This is a genomic window from Pseudomonas putida (assembly GCF_028682175.1).
GTDB lineage: Bacteria > Pseudomonadota > Gammaproteobacteria > Pseudomonadales > Pseudomonadaceae > Aquipseudomonas > Aquipseudomonas putida_AD.
In genome coordinates, this window is sequence record NZ_JANHKS010000039.1 from 1 (window position 1) to 19,402 (window position 19,402).

Below are 19,402 nucleotides of genomic sequence, written 5' to 3' on the forward strand. Positions count from 1 at the left end.
ATCTGATGAATGAGTTGACTGACACACCGCCCCCGCCGGCAAGCCGTGCTGCTACGGGGGGAATTATTGCGACAGGCTTGCCACCTGCGTCGCCGCAGGCGCCTTGCACTGGGTGTAAGTGCCTGCCTGAAGGTACGGATTGAGAATCGGCGCCATGCCCTTGAGCACCTGGACGGGCAGGGCCGAGGTGAACTTGAAGGCCTCGGCGGCGCGGCCCGGTACGTAAGCCGTCAGCGTGCCGAAGTGGTTATCGCCGATGTAGAACACGAACGTCGCCGTGCGGTTGATCGCCTTGGAGGCCAGAATCCGCCCGCCCGAGCCAAAGCTTTCGATGCGGTTGTCACCGGTCCCGGTCTTGCCGCCCATGGCCAGCGTGGTGCCGTCGGGCGTCTTGAACGTGCCCGACACCCTTCGCGCAGTACCGGCGTCCACCACCTGCGACAGGGCCTCGCGCATCGCCCCGGCTACTTGCGGCGACAGCACGCGCTTGCCCAGTTCCGGGTTGTTGTTGAGCAGCGTTTCATAGGGCGTATCGGCGGCGAAGTGCAGGCTGTCGATGCGCAGCACCGGCAGGCGAATCCCGTCGTTCTGAATGATGCCGATCAGCTCGGCCAGCGCCGCAGGACGGTCGCCCGAACTGCCAATTGCGGTCGCCAGCGAGGGCACCAGGTGGTCGAACGGATAGCCCAGGCGCCGCCAGCGCTGGTGGATGTCGAGGAAGGCTTCGATCTCCAGCATCGTGCGAATGCGGTTGTCACGGGCGCTCTTGTGCCGGCTCTTGAACAGCCAGCTGTAGACTTCCTGACGCTCGAAACGGCTCGCGGCCACGGCGTCCTTGAAGCTCGCTTCGGGGTTCTGCAACAGGTAACCCACCAGCCACAGGTCCAGCGGGTGAACGCGGGCGATATAGCCTTGATCGGGCAGGTCGAACTTGCCGGGGCCGTAGGCGTAGTACAGGTCGTCGAGGCGCTTCTCGGTGAGCGGCGGCTGGGTCTTGTCGATCACCACATGGGCTTTGACGAAGGCGCTGAAAGCACTCTGGCTGGCATTGGGCAACAGGTAACGATGCACCGCCGCGATGCGGCTGGCGGACGGATGTACGCCATCCATGAAGGTATCGAGGCGATCCTGTGTGGTCTTGTTGCGGTAGCGCTTCCAGAACTTGAGCAGGAAGGAGGTGCCCTCGCGGTCAGCGAAATCCGCGAGATACTCCTGACGCCGCGGGTCGCTGTCGTCCTTGAGCAGCACGGCGCTGTTGTTCGGGCCCTGGTAGGTGACGTAGCGCACCACATCGCGCATCAGGCGAATGAACGGCAGGTTGATCGACTCGCGCAGGGCTTCGCGCAGGGTCGGATTGCGGGCGTTGTCTTCCTTGCGGAAATTGTTGAAGTGATGCAGCCCGCCGCCGGTAAAAAAGTTCTCCCCGGGGCTGGCGGAGTATTTGCGGTCCAGGGCTGCGGCAAGCATCTTCGACAGGTTGCGGTCATTGTTCTGCATCAGGTAGTCCAGCGCCCAGCGGCTCAACTGGTCAGGGGGCTCGACCGGCACTTTCTTGAGATCGGCAGTGCTCATGCCCGAGTACTTGTCGTGCAGTTCCTGAATGATCTGCAGGTAGGTGGTCAGCACCCGCATCTTGGCGGTCGAGCCCAGCTCCAGCTTGCTGCCTTCGTTGATGTCGAACGGCTGGTCGGTGCTGTCGGTCTGCACCCGCACGCGGGAGCCGTCGATGTCGCGCTCGAAGAGGGTGAAGCTGTAGCGCACCGCCTGGGTGCTGGTAGGTGTCAGCAAGTGTTCGCCGAGCAGCCCCAGTTTGCCCGCGACCTCCGGGTTGGCGAGGTCACGCAGGTACTGGCCGACGCTGACTTGCAGATCATTCTGCAGGGTGCTGGTCGCCGACAGGTCCAGGCGGTCGAGGTCGTACAGCGGCCGGTCGAGCATGTTGGACAGGCGCGTGCGGGCGACGGTGATGCCCTTGTTGGTCTCGATGGGCTGCACGGTGGGTTGCTGCACCCAGTCCCGATAGGTGACGGTGGCGCCCAGCGCCGCATCGGCCAGGGATTGCTCGATCACATTGTTCTGCGCCAGCACACGAATGTGGCTGTCTGTCAGGTCAGCCAATTCCTTGCGGCCCTTGGCCAGATAATGCGAAGGGCGGCGCTGGGCGATCACCAGCGACAGCACTTCGCGCAGGGCCAAGCCTTGGGCGGCGAGGGTCTTGGCGTCCTTGGCGGAGCTTGCCAGCAACTGGTTGGTGCGGTCGAAATCAGCGCCGTACCAAACCCGCAAACCCTCGGCCATCCCGTGCACTTCGCCGTGGCCTGGCACTGCCGAGAGCGGCACGCTGTTCAGGTAATCGCGCACCACCCGCTGGCGAGCCTCCATGGTTTCCTGACCTGGCTGGTAGGCTCGGACACTGGCCGAGACCATCTGGCGGATTTTCTCGGCGCCGGATTGAGTCAGGCCGTCGGGGGAGTGGCGGTACTTTTCCAGCTGGGTGGCCAGGGTGCTGCCGCCTGCCGACTGACCGGGCAGGCCGACCAGTTTGGCGACCTGGGAAACGGCAGCCTTGAGAAAGCGCGGCCAGTCCACGGCGGGGTTGGCCAGCGGGTGTTTGCTGTCCAGCAGGTCGCGGTTTTCGATGAACAGCAGGCTGTTGACCAGCACGGGTGGGATCGAGGCGAAATCCGGATAGAGCTGTTGCGGGTAGGTGAATTGATACAGCGCATCGCCGCGGCAGTCGGAGATGGTCAGGCCGGACTGGCTTTTCTCTTGATAGGGCACGAAAAAGCCGCGTTTCACGTAGGAAACCAGTTCTGGTGAAAAGCGCGATTGCTCGGTGATGCGGTAGTCGCGCTTGAGCAGGCGCGGCAGGAAGTCGCCCAGAGCCGAATAGCCCAGGCGCTTGTCGAACGGGCCATCACCGGGATAGATGATCGCATCGCTCGGGCCGCTTTCGACGCGATAGTTCAGGTCCCGGGCCAACTGGCTGAATTCCCGGGCCTGCAGCTTTGAAGAACGGCTTTCCGTGGCGATCACAAATCCCAGGATCACCAAGGCCACCAGAATCAACACCAGCAGCGCCCGCCACACATGACGACCATGGCCTGAGCCTGCTGGCACCGGAACCTTCCCCTGACTGTCAGCCTTGACCGCAGCCTTCTTTGCATCGGAATGCCACAAAGCGCCCATATCGTTGGCCCGGTTAAACCTGTTAATCGCACCTGACTACAAGCTTAGACGCTGGGCGGGGAGGGTGAAAAATTTGTGAACAAGTTGTACCAGAGCGGGCTGCGGGTCAACACCACGACTGACCAGCGATTGCGCACTCAAGATCGCTCCCGCCGGCAAGCCGTGCTGCTACGAATCTGCGGCGTTACACAAATCCAAGCACACCCCAACCCCCCCGCAGCAGCACGGCTTGCCGGCGGGAGCGGTCGTGAATTCGCTACCTGCGGTCAGCCGTGCGGGGGCCTCAAACCTTCACCACCTGCGCAACCTTCGGGCTGCCCAACCGCTTGTTCAGTTCCAGCCAGTTGGACAGCAGCAACATCAGCCCCAACCCGAGCAGGGCGGTGATGACGCGCATTTGCCATACGTCGCCTGCCAGCGCATTGACCCCGTCGGCCAGTGGCGCGAGGAGCACGCCCAGGCAGAAGATTTCCAGCGAATAGCGGCCCATGCGGCAGGTCTGCCGGGCGGGCCAGTTGTCCAGCCAGGTCTGGGTGGCGGGCAGCAGTTTGGCGACGACGTACACCAGCGCGATGAAGTGGATCAGGCGCAGGGGCGAGAGGTCGGTCTTGCTGATCGGGTAGATCAGGTCAGTGAACGCCTTGGGCAACAGGGCGTCGTGGACGGTGGGGAATTTCCACAGGAAGGTGATGGTGCCCGCGATCAGCATGTACAGCGCAGCGATCAGAAATACTGGCTGTTGCCACACTGGCCGCTCCGCCGGACGAGGCTCGACAGCATGCTGGGTGTACATGGCAAAAGCGCCACCGAGCACGAAAATCAATTGCCAGGCCACCGGGTTGAAGTACCAGTACCCACCACCTTCATAGGCGCGCAGGTTCCAGCCGAACAGCGGCACCATCAGGTACAGCCCGAACGACAGCCCCACCGCGACCGCCGCGTTGCGCAGCATGATCGGCAGGATCAGCGGCAGCGCACCCATCAGCAGGATGTACAGCGGCAGCGGGTCGGTCAGATTGGGTTTGAAGCGCAGCAGCAGTTCGTCTGCCAGCGCCTGTTGCGGGTTGCCGACGAAATACTCCAGGCCCATTTCGCGCACCATGTCGCGGGTGTCGACATGGTTGTTGGCGACGAAGACGATGCCCATCAGCAAGGTCAGCAAAAAGATGTGCGCGACGTAGAGCACCCAGGTCCGCTTGAGGATTCTCAGGCAGGCGACCACGTAGCCATCCCGCTGCGCCACTCGGCCATAGGCCGTCACGGCCGCGAAACCGGCCAGGAACACGAAGACCTCCGCCGCATCGCTGAAGCCGAAATTACGCAGGGTCAGCTGCGCGAAGGGGTTTTCCGGTACGTGATCCCAAAAAATGAAGATCAACGCCAAGCCTCGAAAGAAGTCGATTCGATGGTCGCGTCCGTTCGTCATGACGGTGAACTCTTGCAAGACTGTTTAAAGAAGATAGCCATCAGTGGCTCAGGTTCAACGCCGGCCAGGGAGGCTGATCGGCGGCGCGAAGGGTGGCGGTTTTGTCACATAATTGCAAAGATTGCGTATTACAGGATGTCTCCGGCCCCAACGGGCATAGCCGACAGCCGGTCATGCGCAAGTCATGCCGAGCGACTTCACTGCAAGGACAGGACGATCATGATCCGGCCCCGCACCGGATCAGCAGTTGACCAGGACGGTCACCCACTCCGGAACGTCAATCATGGCACCGCTGCACAGGTTCGCGCGCTACAGCCTGGTCGGGTTGGGTAATACCGTTCTCCATGCGGCCGTTTTTGTCGCGCTGCATGGGGGCTTCGGCCTGTCGCAGACCCGCAGCAACCTCGCTGGCTTTCTCGCCGCCGCCTCCCTGTCGTTCTGCCTCAACGCGCGTTTCACCTTCCAGACTTACCGCTCATGGCGTCGCTATTGGGTGTTCATGGCGTTTATGGCCTTGCTGAGCCTGGTGATCGGCGCTCTGGGCGACGCCTTTGCCTGGTTGCCTGCGGTGACGATTGTGGTTTTTTCAGCCAGCAGCCTGGTGATCGGTTACCTGTTCTGCAAACGCGTCGTGTTTGCCGGAGGCCAGTCATGAAAGTCTCGCTGGTGGTGCCGCTGTACAACGAGGAACACACGGTCGAGCTGTTTTATCAGGCCATCCGGCAGGATCGCGGCCTGCAGGGTTGGCGCATTGAAATCGTCTTTGTCGACGACGGCAGCCAAGACTCCACCGGTCGCCGCGCCAAGGCCCTTGCCGATGCTGATCCGGATGTCGTGCTGCTGACGTTTTCGCGCAACTTCGGCAAGGAAGCCGCGCTGTTTGCCGGCATCGAGTACGCCACTGGCGATGCGGTGATTCCGGTGGACGTGGACTTGCAGGATCCGGTCAGCGTCATCGGCCAGCTCATCACCGCCTGGCAGGCAGGTGCAGAGATCGTGCTGGCCAAGCGTCGCCATCGTGATGCCGAAAGCTTCTTCAAGCGGCATTCGGCCGCTCTGTTCTACAGGGTACTGCGGCGAATTTCCTCGACCCGGATCGAAGAAAACGTCGGTGATTTCAGGTTGCTGGATCGCAAGGTCGTGGATGTCATCAAGGGGATGCCCGAACAGCAAGTGTTCATGAAGGGCATGCTGGCCTGGGCCGGATTCGACACCGTGACCGTGGAATACGACCGCGTTGCCCGGGTCGCGGGACGCAGCAAGTACAACGTGTGGAAGTTGTGGAATCTGGCCCTCGACGGCATCACGTCTTTCAGCACTGTGCCATTGCGCATGTGGACGTACATCGGCGGTCTGATTTCCATGTCCACGCTGTTGTTCGCCGGATACCTGCTGCTCGATTACGCCGTTAACGGCAATCCGGTGCCGGGTTATTCCTCACTGATGGTTTCGATTCTGTTTCTGGGTGGGACGCAACTGATCGGTATCGGCATTCTGGGTGAATACATCGGACGGATTTATCTGGAGAGCAAACATCGGCCGCGGTATGTGATCAAGGACGTGGTTATCCATAGAGGTGATTTCCCGGCCGGCGATAACCTGACGGACAGAGATGCCAGTCGCCATGTTTGACAAGTGCCTGAATCCATTGGGTTCGCGAAAGTTGATCATGGTATTTGCCATCGCGACGCTGCTGTTTGTCTACCCGATCATCCAGGCGGACTATCCCTACGGCGATGATGTGCCACGTCAACTGTTTCTGGGTGAAGACCTGTGGCGAAGTCAGGGTCGCGGGTTGATGCAGGTGTTCCAGACTGTAGTGGGCTTCAGTTCGCACTCAGTGGATGTATTTCCATTGCCGCTCTTGTTGATGCTGCCCGTGCTGGTATTGGCGCTGGTCTCATTGACACGCCACTACTTTCGCAAGCCTTGCCTGTTCGATTGTTCAGTCGTTCTGCCGCTGCTGTACAGCCCATTCTTTCTCGGCAACCTGAGTTATCAATACGACGGGCCGATGATGATTCTGGCGTTATGCTGCGTCATCTTTGCCATTACCTTCAAACATCGGCACCTGGGATTGCGCACAGTAATTCCCGGCCTGCTGCTGGTGGCGGCTGCCAGTCTTTATCAGATTACGCTGCAGGTGTTCGTTGCCCTGTGTTGTATCGAATGCCTGCGCGGCATGTGTGACGGCGTTGACTTGAAGTCAATATTGCTGGGGATTGCCGAGCGCATGTTGCAACTGTCGGTCGCCTGCATTCTCTACTACTTCACGGCCTTTCAATTCTATGCCAGTTGGCGCGGGACGCTGGCCCATGATGGCGAAGGCTGGGGCGCATTGATCACGTTGCGGGTGAGCAAAGTGGCTGAAGTCATCGGCCTGCTCATTACCGATGGCAACCGGATGATCATGGCGTTGCTGGGCGTGGCAGCGGTGGCGGGTATCGCGCTGATGCTGGTTGCCGTACTGCGCTCGGAACGCAGGCTGACGGAACGGATGGCGTGCGTCGTCCTTTGCGCCATTGCGTGGTTGGTGATGATGATTGCGGTGCCAGGCATCATTTTAGTCATCGAAGATTTCGCACTTAACTGTCGATCACTGATGGCAGTGTCCTGTGTGATGGTTGCGGGGTTTTATTTCGCCCGCAAAGCGCTTGGGGAAATACATCCGGCAGCGTCTGGGCTGTTGCTGATCCCGTTAGTGTGCATGCTGTCTTTCTCCTTTGCGTACGGCCGCGTCCTTGTGGCGCAAAAAACGCTGGAGACAAGTGTGGTGCAGAGCATCGGCTACGATCTCTCCTCTCGCGCTGAACTGCGCAAGATTCAGGACTTCTACCTGATACCTCCAGAAGATTTGCGACTGTGGCTGCCGGCGGTGGCGGGCACTCTGGAGCAGATGCCGGCGTTGGCGTTCATTCTCGACAAGACGCAAATAACCATGGCCGAGAGATTTGCAGTGGCGGGTTTCAATAATGTGGCTTCGAAAACGCGGCAGTCGTTCATGGACGCGACTGTCGACACGCATCCTCAAGTGCTGGTCAATAATCTGTTCTACGACATCGTGCGGATCGGGAACATCGGTTATATCGAGTTGAAAACACCAGAGGGCAGTGACCGGTACAAGTTCCAGTGGTGATGCCGCGATCAATGGCGCCCCATTGATCGCGGCGTATCAGGCTTAAATGATCTCGTTCGGCTCGAAGCTGTCCGCCCGCGCCATGCGCCACATGCGCGAATAGAAGCTGTCGTCGACGATGCCGTTGAGCAACTGCCCCGGTTGCAGGAACACGTGGGACTGGGAGAACAGCTTGACCTCGGTCGGCGACTGGCGGCGCACCAGGTGCTTGGCTTCCAGTTGCGACGGCGAGTCCAGGCCGGCGGCGGCGATCATCTCGGCCAGGGCGTGCAGCGTGCTGCGGTGGAAATTGAACACCCGCTGCGCCTTGTCCGGCACCACAAGTGCGCGCTGGCGCAATGGGTCCTGGGTGGCGACGCCGGTCGGGCATTTGTTGGTGTGGCAGCTCTGGGACTGGATGCAGCCGATGGCGAACATGAAGCCCCGTGCCGCGTTGGCCCAGTCGGCGCCGATGGACAGCACGCTTGCGATGTCGAACGCGCTGACGATTTTGCCGCTGGCGCCGACCTTGATCTTGTCCCGCAGGTTCAGGCCCACCAGGGTGTTGTGCACGAACAGCAGGCCCTCGCGCATCGGCAGGCCCATGTGGTCGGTGAACTCCACGGGCGCTGCGCCAGTGCCGCCTTCGGCACCGTCGACGACGATGAAGTCCGGCAGGATGCCGGTTTCCAGCATGGCCTTGGCGATGCCCATGAATTCCCACGGGTGGCCCAGGCAGAATTTGAAGCCAACCGGTTTGCCACCTGACAGCTCACGCAGCTTGGCGATGAACTGCATCATCTCGGTCGGGGTCGAGAAGGCGCTGTGCCGCGACGGCGAAATGCAGTCCTCGCCCATGGGAATGCCACGGGTGTCGGCGATTTCCCGGGTGACCTTGTGCTTAGGCAGGATCCCGCCGTGGCCCGGCTTGGCGCCCTGGCTCATCTTGATCTCGATCATCCGCACCTGCGGATCCTGCGCCTGTTTGGCAAAGCGCTCGGGGTCGAAGCGGCCATCTTCAGTGCGGCAGCCAAAATAGCCGCTGCCCAGCTCCCAGGTCAGGTCGCCGCCGTTTTCACGGTGATAGGGGCTGATGCTGCCTTCACCGGTGTCGTGGGCGAAGTTGCCGAGCTTGGCGCCCTTGTTCAGGGCACGAATGGCGTTGGCACTCAGCGAGCCGAAGCTCATGGCCGAGATGTTGAAGATCGACGCCGAGTACGGCTGCGTGCACTGCGGGCCGCCCACTGTGACACGGAACTGATTGGGGTCGGCCAGCGGCGCCGGGCGCATGGAATGGCTGATGAACTCGAAGCCCGTCTGGTACACATCGATCAGGGTGCCGAAGGGTTTGTCCGCCGACTCGTTCTTGGCCCGGGCGTACACCAGCGAGCGCTGGGCGCGGGAGAAGGGCAGGGCGTCGCTGTCGGATTCGAGCAGGTACTGGCGGATTTCCGGGCGGATCTTCTCCACGGCATAGCGGATGTTGCCCAGGATCGGGTAGTTGCGGCGCACCGAATGCGGCACCTGGATCAGGTCGAAAATACCGATCAGGCTCAGGATTGCAGTGGCGAGGGTGAAGGGCCATAGCCATTCGTGGTGCAGGAATGGCAGGCTCAGAAGTGTGAACAGCACACAGCCGACGAAAAAGGCGTAGCGGCTTAAAAGGGACAGGCTCATAGGCGATCCTTTAGGTCTTAACACGGTTGAAGGATTAGCGCTGTGCCGCGCTTTTTTTCGGCAAGACTTTGTTTCACTTCAAGCGCTCTGCGCCTGAAGAAAAATCGAAAACAGTTCGGACTGCGATTTGATCCCCAGTTTGCTGTAGATATGTTTCTTGTGTACGCGCACGGTCTCTGCGGAGATATCCAGCTTGCGCGCGATCTCCTTGCTGGAGCAGCCGCTGAGCATCAGCCGGCCGACGTCCAGTTCCCGGGCGGTCAGTTGTGCGCCGCGGCTCTGCTGCACCGAGGCCTCCAGTTGCGTGCGCCAGTCAGCGGCGGGCAGCGGGGCCATCACCGGCTCCTCGTCCGAGGCAGGTTCAGCCAGCTCGAAGGGTAGACGCTGGCGCAGCAATGCGATGACCCAGGGTTGAATCATGGAGAGCAGGGCAATCTGTTCGGCAGTGAAACGACGGGTCGAGCCCAGTGAGAGGCACAGCGTGCGGTCGTGATCGAGCTGGCAATTGAACTGGATTTCGTCGGCCACCACATTCAGACGAAAGTATCGTTGGTAATACTCAGTCAGTTCAAAATGCTCCGGCGCCACTTCCGCCAGTCGGAACAGGCCGCCCTGCGAGCGCTCGCGGCTGGCGATGTAGAACGGGTCGAGCAGGTACAGGCCCTTGAGGTAGTCCTGGAACAACTGGTCAGGGCTGCCGTCTTCGGCCGGGCTTTCGGCGAACACCAGTGGTCGCTGGCCGGAACTGAATTGCAGCGCCACCCAGCTATCGAATTCGACGTACTGATTGAGCAGGCGCACCAGTTGGGCCCAGAAGTTCGGCCGGTCCAGCGCTTCGATCAACTGTGCGACCGAGCGGTGCCAGGCGATGTCCGCAAGTGCGAGTGTCATGGATCTACCCCTATTGGGTTACTACAGCTGCGTAATACCCCGTAATACTTGGCATTGCGCATACTGCCCGCAGAGCAAGGGTCAGGCCAGCTTTTTGTACCTGACCGGTATGCGACTCGATAAGGAGAACCCATGAAGGTCGAATTCGCCCAATTGACGGGCCAGGACAATGGCACTGCCCATAACCTGAAAAACGCGCTGAACGCGATTGCCGCCTGCGCCAGCGACACGGCGTTGATTGTGTTTCCGGAAACCCACTTGATGGGCTTTCCGTCCAGCGAAACCGTCGGCGAGATTTCCGAGCCGCTGGACGGCCCCACCGTTCAGGCGGTGCAGCAGGCCGCCCGGGCGCGCAACGTCTCGGTGGTGATCGGCATGGCCGAAAACGACGAAGGGCGCTTCTACAACACCACGCTGCTGATTACCCCCGAGGGCATTGCGCTGCGCTACCGCAAGACCCACCTGTGGGCGTCCGACCGTGGCGTGTTCACCCCTGGTGATCGCTACGCGACCTGCCTGTGGAACGGCCTGCGCGTGGGCATGCTGATCTGCTACGACATCGAATTCCCCGAGTCGGCCCGTGCCCTGGCGCAACTGGGCGCCGAGCTGATTATCGTCACCAACGGCAACATGGACCCTTACGGCCCCACCCACCGCACCGCGATCATGGCCCGCGCCCAGGAAAACCAGGCGTTCGCGCTGATGGTCAACCGCGTGGGCGAGGGTGATGGCGGCCTGGTGTTCGCCGGCGGCAGTGCGCTGGTGGACCCGTTCGGCACGTTGCTACACGAAGCCGGCCGCGAGGAATGCCAGTTCAGTGCCGAACTGGACCTGAGCCAGTTGCAGGCGGCGCGTCGTGACTATCGCTACCTGGACGACCAGCGCCTGCGCCTGCCGGGCGAGGTGGTCGAGCACGCCAATGGCGTACGCGAATTGTTGATTCCAAAACGCTGAAAAAAAGAAGGGAGGGCCGGTCGCTCTGGCACTTTGCACAGAGCATCGGCCGCCATCTCCCTCGTTAGCTGTTCATAAAAAGAACGCCTTAAGTTCTGCCGCACTTTTCTCTGCCATAAAACCTATAAATTCGGAGTAGTCGCTCATGGCTCGTTTGCAACGTACCCTTTCGCTGGGGTCGGTGGTGCTGTTTGGCATCGCCTACATGACCCCCATCATCGTGCTCGGCACCTTTGGCATCCTCGCGCAATCCACCGGCGGCATGGTTCCGGCGTCTTACCTGGCGGCGCTGGTGGCGATGTTCTTCACCGCCATGAGCTACGGCCGCATGGCGTCGGCGTTCCCGGTGGCCGGTTCGGCCTACAGCTACGTGCGCAAGGCCATCAGCCCCAAGCTGGGTTTCATCGCCGGCTGGGCGGTGTTGCTCGACTACCTGTTCCTGCCGATGGCCATCTGGCTGATCGGTGCTGCTTACCTGGGCTCGGCATTCCCCTCGGTGCCGCAACCGGTCTGGGTGCTGGCGTTCATCGTCATCACCAGCCTCATCAACATCGTCGGCCTGAAGCTGGCCAACACCGTCAACGCCCTGTTGATGATCGTGCAGTTCCTGGTGCTGGCCGCGTTCGTGGTGCTGTGCATTCATTACATCGGCGGCGACGCCAGCAAGCCACTGTGGACCCTGGCGCCGTTCATCAACGGTGACATGCAGATGCCGCTGATCATGAGCGGTGCGGCGATTGCCTGTTACTCGTTCCTGGGCTTCGACGCGGTCAGCACCCTGACCGAAGAAACCCGCGATCCGCGCAAGACCATCCCCAAGGCCATCATGCTGATTACCCTGATCGGCGGGCTGATCTTCGTCGGCGTGTCCTACTTCGTGCAGCTGGCGCATCCGTCGGCGCAGTTCGATAACGTCGACTCGGCAGCCTATGAAATCGCCCGCAACATCGGCGGCGATCTGTTCGTCACCATCTTCCTGATCGGCCTGATCGTCGGCCAGTTCGCGTCGGGCCTGTCGGCCCAGGCCAGCGGTTCGCGGCTGCTGTACGCGATGGGCCGCGACGGGGTGTTGCCCAAGTCGTTCTTCGCAGGCCTGAGCGAGCGCTTCGGCACGCCGGTCAACAGCATCCTGCTGTGCGCCGTGGTGGCGTTGCTGGCGCTGAAACTGGACGTGACCACCTCGACCTCGTTCATCAACTTCGGTGCGTTCCTGGCGTTCAGCCTGGTCAACCTGTCGGTGATCTTTCACTACTGGATCGGTGGCGAGAAGCGCGGCCTGCGTGAGCTGGTGTTGTTCCTGATCTGCCCGCTGATCGGCCTGCTGGCGGACCTGTGGCTGATGGTCAGCCTCGACAAGCTGGCGATCATGCTGGGCGTGAGCTGGCTGGTGATCGGTTGCATCTATCTGGCCTGGCTCACCGGCGGTTTCCGCCGCCAGCCGCCGGAGATGGATTTTCAGGAAGCTGCGTAAAGAGTTGCGCTTTACATCCGTAGCAGCACGGCTTGCCGGCGGGGGCGTCCTCGAGATCGCTCCCGCCGGCAAGCCGTGCTGCTACGGGGGTGAGCGGGGATTTCGTTCTGCATTCCGTCCAACAAAGGTGCCGGGGGCTGGACTAACGGCGCAAATTGCTTTTAGCTCTGCGACCTGAAATCCAGGAGCTTCCCCCTTTGAAAAAGTCAGTCGCCATCGTTTTCGGTGGGCAATCCTCCGAACATGAAGTGTCGTTGCAATCGGCGCGCAACGTGATCAACGCGATTGATCGCAACAACTATTACGTCACCCTGATCGGCGTCGACAAGCAAGGCCACTGGCTGCGCTTCGACGAGCGCGACTATCTGCAGAATGCCAACGACCCGGCGCACATCAAGCTCAGCGAGTCCGGCCGTCTTCTGTCCCTGCGCCCTGGCGCCCAAGGGCCGCAGTTCGTGGAAGCGGAAACCGGCCTTGAAGTGCCGCGCATCGATGTGGTGTTCCCGCTGATTCACGGCAGCTACGGCGAAGATGGCGCCTTGCAAGGTCTGCTGCGCATGCTCGACATTCCCTTCGTCGGCCCCGACGTGCTGGGTTCGGCGGCGTGCATGGACAAGGACGTGACCAAACGCCTGCTGCGCGACGCGGGTATTGCCGTGGCGCCGTTCGTGGTGCTGCATCGCGGCGAGACGGTGGATTTCGTCAACGTTTCCGCGCAACTGGGCCTGCCGCTGTTCGTCAAGCCGGCGTGCCAGGGTTCTTCCGTGGGCGTGAGCAAGGTCACCGATGAGGCCAGCTACGCAGCGGCCCTGAAGCTGGCGTTCGAATACGATAACAAGGTGCTGATCGAGCAAGGCATCGTCGGGCGTGAAGTCGAATGCGCGGTGTTGGGCAACCACGAACCGCAGGTCAGCGTGTGCGGCGAAGTGGTCGCCAACGACGATTTCTACGCCTACGACACCAAATACCTGAACGACGGCCAGGCGCGCATCGCGATTCCCGCCGAGCTGCCGGATGATCTCGCTGAGCAAGTGCGCGAAGTGGCCTTGCAGGGCTATCGCGTGCTGGGTTGCGCGGGCATGTCGCGGGTGGATTTCTTCGTCACCGAGGCGCGGGAAATCATCATCAACGAGATCAACACCATCCCCGGTTTCACTTCCATCAGCATGTACCCCAAGCTGTGGCAGGCCAGCGGCTTGAGCTACCCGGAGCTGATCGACCGGCTGATCGTGCTGGCACTGGAACGCGCCGCAGAAACCCGCGCGCTGAAAACCGAGGTGGTGCTATGAAGGTGATTCGCATCGCGGCAGCCTTGCTGATCGGCGCCGACGGTCGAACCCTGCTGGTGCGCAAGCGTGGCACCCAGGCGTTCATGCAGCCGGGTGGCAAGATCGATGCGGGCGAATCGCCGGCCCAGGCGCTGGCGCGGGAGCTGCACGAAGAACTGGGACTGGTGGTTGCGGCGGAACAGGCGCAGTTTCTCGGCGAGTTCTCTGCCGTGGCGGCCAATGAGCCAGGTTTTGAGGTGAACTGCCAGCTGTACCGGCTGGATGTTGCCCAGGACGTGGTGCCTGCGGCCGAGATCGAGGAGGTGGTGTGGATCGATGCCGGGAGCGTCGATCATCTCAACCTGGCGCCGTTGACCCGGGATTCGATCTTGCCGTTGTATCGCCAGTTGATCGCCTGACCCATACCTGTAGGAGCGCGCTTGCCCGCGACAGCGGTACACCTGTGCAAAATATCGTCGCTGACACACCGCCGTCGCGGGCAAGCGCGCTCCTACAATTGGAGTTTGCTTATCTGACGGCACTCACCCCATCCAGCGTCGAGAACGACGTGTCCTTGGCCGTCAGCAGGAAATCGCGCATGTACGGCGCATCCAGCATGTCGGCGCGGACGGCGGCGTAGAGCGTGGCGAACAGGCCTTTCTCGCCCAGGCGCTTGGCTTTGACATAGCCCCGCGAGCTGTATTCATGCAGCGCCCAATGGGGCATCCCGCACACGCCCCGGCCGCTGGCGACCAGTTGCATCATCATCACCGTCAGCTCCGAGGTCCGCACCTGCGCAGGTTCCACGTCGGCGGGCTCCAGGAAACGGGTGAAGATATCCAGCCGGTCACGCTCCACCGGATAGGTAATCAGGGTTTCGCTGGCCAGGTCACCGGGCACCACGAACGGTTTGCCTGCCAGCGGATGCTGATTGGCGACCGCCAGCATTGCCTCGTAGGTAAACAGCGGCACGTAGGTAATGCCCGGCAGATCCACCGGGTCGGAAGTCACCACCAGGTCCAGATCGCCACGGGCCAGTGCCGGAAGCGGGGCGAAGGCAAAACCCGACGCCAGGTCCAGCTCCACTTCAGGCCAGGCATCGCGGAACTGGTCGATGGTCGGCATCAGCCACTGGAAACAACTGTGGCACTCGATGGCCATGTGCAGACGCCCGGCCACACCGCCCGCCAGGCGTGAAATATCCCGCTCGGCATTGCGCAATTGCGGCAACACCGAATCCGCCAGTTGTAGCAGCCGCAAACCGGCGCTGGTAAAGCGCACAGGCTTGGTCTTGCGCACGAACAACGGCATGCCCATGCGCTCCTCCAGTTCCTTGAACTGGTGCGAAAGTGCCGATTGCGTCAGATGCAGACGATCAGCCGCGTCCACCAGGCTATCGGCCTCACGCAGGGCATGAAGGGTTTTGAGGTGACGAATTTCAAGCACCGGGGCGCTCCATGAGCAGATTTTGTGATAACCAAGAATGCGATGAGTCTGCCTCATGCAGAACGCGCTGTCGACACAGCCATTTCAAGGTACCCACCGAACCGCTTTTTCTTGCCGCTTGAAGCTTGCCGCTTGAAGCTGCCGTGACCGTTCGTACCTCTTCATCAAACTGTCACGCAAGTGTGGCAGCGCGCCTGACGAAACTTCATCAGACTCGCGGCCTACTGGGGTTCTGCGTTTCGGTGTTTTTCATGCGGGTTTTATTCTTCCTGGCTGCCTTGTTGTGCAGCCTGCCGTCTTTTGCGGCTTCTCGATGCGATGTCAACGTTCCCACGCAAGTGGCCGAGCTCGATGAGGTGCACCTGGCGTATCAAAGTATCGGTCGTGAGTCCGATCCGGCATTGCTGCTGGTCATGGGCCTGGGCGGGCAGTTGATTCACTGGCCGGACGAGGTCGTGGTCGCGCTGTGTCAGCAGGGTTTTCGGGTCATTCGCTACGACAATCGCGATGTCGGCCTCTCCACATGGGTTCAGGCACCGGCCACCGCCAACCTGACGTATGAGGTATTGCGCTACAAGATCGGTTTCCCGGTGTCGGCGCCGTATTCGCTGACCGACATGGCCCAGGATGCCCTGGGCCTGATGGACGCCATGCACATCCAGCAGTTTCACGTGCTGGGCGCGAGCATGGGCGGCATGATCGCGCAGCATCTGGCTGACATGGCGCCCAAGCGGGTGGAGAGCCTGACGCTGATCATGACCAGTTCCGGCGCACCGGGCTTGCCGATGCCAAGCCCCGCATTGCTGCAATTGCTCGCCCGCCGTGGCGCACCTGACCGACAGACCGCCATCGAGCAGCAGGCCGATCTGCTGGCAGCGCTGGGCAGCCCGGAGGTGAAAGACGACCGGCAGAAGCTGCTGCAACAGGCGGCGATTTCCTACGACAGAGCGTTCAATCCGGAAGGCGTGAAACGGCAGATTCTGGCGATCCTGGCAGAGCCCAGCCGCGTCGAATTGTTGAACCGCCTGCGGGTGCCGACCCTCGTGGTCCATGGCACGGCGGACCCGCTGTTGCCGGTGATGCATGGCGTGCACGTCGCCGCGCACATCCAGGGCAGCCAGTTACGGCTGATCCCGGGCCTGGCCCACAGGTTTCAGGAAGCGTTCAAGGCGCCGTTGCTGGCCGCGGTGTTGCCGTACCTGCGCGAGCACCGTGAAGAGCAGCTTCAAGTTGCAAGCTTCAAGCCGTAAGAGGATCCTCGGCGCTCTAACGATCAACTTGCAGCTTTAAGCTTGTCGCTTGAAGCTGCCCGAAGAGGCCGTCATGAGCACTCCACTGAAAATCGATTTCATCTCCGACGTGTCCTGCCCCTGGTGCATCATCGGCCTGCAGGCCCTGGATCAGGCGCTGGATCATCTGGGTGCCGAGGTGCAGGCACACGTACATTTCCAGCCGTTCGAACTGAACCCGAAGATGGGCCCGGACGGTCAGGAAATCTTCGAGCACATCTCTGAAAAGTACGGCTCGACCCGCGAGCAGTATCAGGCCAACGCCGAGAACATCCGCCAGCGCGGCGCAGAGCTGGGGTTTGTGTTCAAGCAGGGCGAACGCCGCATTTACAACACCTTCGATGCCCACCGCCTGTTGCACTGGGCCGAAGGGGAGGGCAAGCAACACGCCTTGAAACTGGCGTTGTTCACCGCCTATTTCAGCCAGCACGCCAACGTCTCCAGCCACAAGGTGCTGGCCGATGTGGCCGAGAAAGTCGGCCTGGACCGCGCCCGTGCCGAGCAGATCCTGGCGTCGGACGAGTTCGCCGGCGAGGTCCGCCAACTCGAACAACTCTGGACCTCCCGCGGCGTCAGTTCAGTGCCCACCATCGTGTTCAACGACCAATACGCCGTGTCGGGCGGGCAGCCGGTGGACGTGTTTGTCGGCGCCATTCGTCAGATCATCAGCGAGCAGGCGAGTGTGGTGAACCCGGCCGAATAACCCCCGGTCCCTGTAGCAGCAGGGCTTGCCCGCGGGGCGTTCTTGAGGACGCCCCCGCCGGCAAGCCGTGCTGCTACAGAGTGTGTCATTGGCGTTCCTGCGCGCATTTTTCCCCTATCGTCTACCCAGCGCTTGAAAAAATCGCTTGCTCCCACCCACCTCTTTCGGATATCAATTTGTACATGATTAGACAGGTTCGATTTGACAAGAAAAAACGCGTGGTCGACGAACTCGCCCGACGCATCGAAACCGGCCAGATGGGCTCCGGCGAACTGTTGCCCGGCGAGAATCTGCTCGCTCAGGAATTCAACGTCAGCCGTGGCACGTTGCGCGAGGCGTTGTCGGAGCTCAAGCGCCGCAACTACATCGCGACCCAGACCGGTGTCGGTTCGATCGTGACCTTCGACGGCATCTCGCTGGACCAGCGCGCCGGCTGGGCTCAGGCCCTGGCCGACACCGGCGCCCGGGTCAGCACCGAGATCCTGCGCCTGGTCGCGGTCCGGCGTCCCGATCTGTCGGCCCGTTTCGGTACCGAGGAGTTCATCGCCCTGGATCGCCGCCGCACCTCGTCCGACGGCAGCGTGGTATCGCTGGAGCGGGTGCTGATCCCGGCAGTCAACGGCCTGGAGAACCTGCCCCGCGACGGGCTGATCGATGACTCGCTGACCGTGACCATGGCCGCCCATGGCTACGTGGGTGATCGCGGTGACCAGTGGATTGGCGCCGAGCCGCTGAGCGCCGACGACGCCGCGCTTATCTTGCGCGAGCCAGGCACCGTGTTTCTCAAGGCCATACGCACCACCTTTGACCGGCAACAACGTTTCATGGAGCACGTGGAGAGCTGGTTGGACCCCGTGCATTTTCGTCTGCATCTGGCATTTGGATCTTCTACATGACCGCATTGATCGACACTCGCGACCGCGCCCTGGCCGCTTTTTACGGCCTGGCACTGGGCGACGCGCTGGGCATGCCCACGCAATCACTCAGTCGCGAACAGATCAAACAGCGTTTTGGCCGCATCACCTCGTTGACGGCCGCCGATGCCGACCAGCCCATCGCGCCGAACATGCCCGCAGGTTCCATCACCGACGACACCGAGCAAGCTGTGCTCGTCGCTGAACTGCTGGTGTCCGGTGGCGGCCGCATCGATCCGTCGGACCTGGCCCAGAGCCTGATCGACTGGGAAGCGGTGATGCAGGCCAAGGGCTCACAGGACTTGCTTGGGCCATCCACCAAGCGCGCGATTGAAATGATTCTGGCCGGCCACAGCCCCGAAGAGGCAGGGCGCTTCGGCACCACCAACGGCGCGGCCATGCGCATCACGCCGGTGGGCATCGCGGCGGACGTGCTGGACGAAGGCGCGTTCGTCGAGTCGGTGATCCAGGCCTGCCAGGTCACCCACAACACTACGCTGGGGATCGCCAGCGCCGCCGCAGTGGCCGCCGTGGTATCGGCGGGCATCAACGGTGCAAGCCTGGTCGACGCACTGGACATCGGCGTGCGCATCGCCTCGCGCGCCGAAGGCCATGGCCACTGGATTGCCGGCGGCCGCATTTCGGCGCGGATCCGTTGGGCGAAGCAACTGTGCGAGACGGCGGACAATCACCAGCTCGCCGACCTGATCTACGACGTCATCGGCACCTCGGTGGCCTCACAGGAATCGGTGGTCGCAGCCTTCGCGCTGGCCCATCAGGTCGCATCCGGCCAGTTGCCGGCCTTCGATGCGCTGTGCACGGCGGCAAGCCTGGGCGGCGACACGGACACCATTGCAGCGATCCTGGGGGCGATGCTCGGCGCCTGCCAAGGTATGGGCGCCTGGCCTCACGGGCTGATCGAACAGATCAAGGCCGTGAACAGCCTGGACCTCGATGAGCTGGTCGAACACCTGCTGTCCCTGCGTGCAGTCTGAATCAGCCTGATCTGACCACTGCACCACCGAACAAGAGAAACATGCATCGCCCCTGAACTCAGCG

General features: G+C 61.7%; 16 protein-coding genes. 11 read left to right on the plus strand and 5 right to left on the minus strand.

Annotated elements, in window-relative coordinates:
• Positions 1-63: 63 nt before the first annotated feature.
• Complete coding sequence (locus tag NPS29_RS21860; protein ID WP_274135055.1) at positions 64-3,189, minus strand: transglycosylase domain-containing protein; 3,126 nt, start codon at positions 3,187-3,189, stop codon at positions 64-66.
• A 283-nt stretch (positions 3,190-3,472) separates the two neighbouring features.
• Positions 3,473-4,615: an OpgC domain-containing protein gene (locus tag NPS29_RS21865; protein ID WP_274135056.1), complete on the minus strand. Its 1,143-nt coding sequence runs from the start codon at positions 4,613-4,615 to the stop codon at positions 3,473-3,475.
• 283 nt (positions 4,616-4,898) lie between these two features.
• Between NPS29_RS21865 and NPS29_RS21870 the strand changes: the two genes are divergently transcribed.
• From NPS29_RS21870 to NPS29_RS21880, 3 genes are read left to right on the plus strand one after another with little or no spacing between them, the layout of a single operon-like run.
• On the plus strand, positions 4,899-5,270 hold the full coding sequence (locus NPS29_RS21870) for a GtrA family protein (RefSeq protein WP_274135058.1): 372 nt from the start codon (positions 4,899-4,901) through the stop codon (positions 5,268-5,270).
• Positions 5,267-6,247, plus strand: coding sequence for a glycosyltransferase family 2 protein (locus NPS29_RS21875; RefSeq protein ID WP_274135060.1), 981 nt, complete (start codon positions 5,267-5,269; stop codon positions 6,245-6,247). The genes NPS29_RS21870 and NPS29_RS21875 overlap by 4 nt, the downstream gene beginning before the upstream one ends.
• Positions 6,248-6,284: 37 nt before the next feature.
• On the plus strand, positions 6,285-7,751 hold the full coding sequence (locus NPS29_RS21880) for a glucosyltransferase domain-containing protein (RefSeq protein WP_274135061.1): 1,467 nt from the start codon (positions 6,285-6,287) through the stop codon (positions 7,749-7,751).
• A 42-nt stretch (positions 7,752-7,793) separates the two neighbouring features.
• On the opposite strand, the gene NPS29_RS21885 is transcribed toward NPS29_RS21880, so the two are convergent.
• Together NPS29_RS21885 and NPS29_RS21890 are read right to left on the minus strand one after the other, a co-directional pair.
• Positions 7,794-9,407, minus strand: coding sequence for an FMN-binding glutamate synthase family protein (locus NPS29_RS21885; protein ID WP_274135063.1), 1,614 nt, complete (start codon positions 9,405-9,407; stop codon positions 7,794-7,796).
• Between the two features lie 78 nt (positions 9,408-9,485).
• Positions 9,486-10,298: a helix-turn-helix transcriptional regulator gene (locus tag NPS29_RS21890; protein WP_274135064.1), complete on the minus strand. Its 813-nt coding sequence runs from the start codon at positions 10,296-10,298 to the stop codon at positions 9,486-9,488.
• A 132-nt stretch (positions 10,299-10,430) separates the two neighbouring features.
• Here NPS29_RS21890 and NPS29_RS21895 point away from each other — a divergent pair, with 132 nt between their 5' ends.
• The 4 genes from NPS29_RS21895 (at position 10,431) to NPS29_RS21910 (ending at position 14,410) form a co-directional block, all read left to right on the plus strand.
• Positions 10,431-11,252 carry a carbon-nitrogen hydrolase family protein gene (locus NPS29_RS21895; RefSeq protein WP_274135066.1) on the plus strand — a complete coding sequence of 274 codons (822 nt, stop codon included), beginning with the start codon at positions 10,431-10,433 and terminating at the stop codon, positions 11,250-11,252.
• 145 nt (positions 11,253-11,397) lie between these two features.
• Positions 11,398-12,723, plus strand: a complete 1,326-nt coding sequence (locus NPS29_RS21900) for an APC family permease (RefSeq protein WP_274135067.1) — start codon at positions 11,398-11,400, stop codon at positions 12,721-12,723.
• 197 nt (positions 12,724-12,920) lie between these two features.
• On the plus strand, positions 12,921-14,012 hold the full coding sequence (gene ddlA, locus NPS29_RS21905; RefSeq protein WP_274135068.1) for a D-alanine--D-alanine ligase: 1,092 nt from the start codon (positions 12,921-12,923) through the stop codon (positions 14,010-14,012).
• A complete protein-coding gene (locus NPS29_RS21910; RefSeq protein ID WP_274135069.1) occupies positions 14,009-14,410 on the plus strand; it encodes an NUDIX hydrolase in 402 nt (133 codons plus the stop codon). Before ddlA ends, NPS29_RS21910 begins: the two co-directional genes overlap by 4 nt.
• A gap of 109 nt (positions 14,411-14,519) precedes the next feature.
• Here the strand turns inward: NPS29_RS21910 and metR are convergent, their stop codons facing one another.
• Positions 14,520-15,437: a transcriptional regulator MetR gene (metR, locus tag NPS29_RS21915; RefSeq protein ID WP_274135070.1), complete on the minus strand. Its 918-nt coding sequence runs from the start codon at positions 15,435-15,437 to the stop codon at positions 14,520-14,522.
• A gap of 251 nt (positions 15,438-15,688) precedes the next feature.
• On the opposite strand from metR, the gene NPS29_RS21920 reads away from it, so the two are divergent.
• The 4 genes from NPS29_RS21920 (at position 15,689) to NPS29_RS21935 (ending at position 19,338) form a co-directional block, all read left to right on the plus strand.
• Complete coding sequence (locus NPS29_RS21920) at positions 15,689-16,687, plus strand: alpha/beta fold hydrolase (protein ID WP_274135071.1); 999 nt, start codon at positions 15,689-15,691, stop codon at positions 16,685-16,687.
• Positions 16,688-16,760: 73 nt separating this feature from the next.
• Positions 16,761-17,429 (plus strand): DsbA family oxidoreductase, encoded by a 669-nt coding sequence (locus tag NPS29_RS21925; RefSeq protein WP_274135073.1) that lies wholly within the window; start codon positions 16,761-16,763, stop codon positions 17,427-17,429.
• 182 nt (positions 17,430-17,611) lie between these two features.
• Positions 17,612-18,325 carry a GntR family transcriptional regulator gene (locus NPS29_RS21930; RefSeq protein WP_274135074.1) on the plus strand — a complete coding sequence of 238 codons (714 nt, stop codon included), beginning with the start codon at positions 17,612-17,614 and terminating at the stop codon, positions 18,323-18,325.
• Positions 18,322-19,338, plus strand: coding sequence for an ADP-ribosylglycohydrolase family protein (locus NPS29_RS21935; RefSeq protein WP_274135075.1), 1,017 nt, complete (start codon positions 18,322-18,324; stop codon positions 19,336-19,338). The genes NPS29_RS21930 and NPS29_RS21935 overlap by 4 nt, the downstream gene beginning before the upstream one ends.
• Positions 19,339-19,402 lie beyond the last annotated feature (64 nt).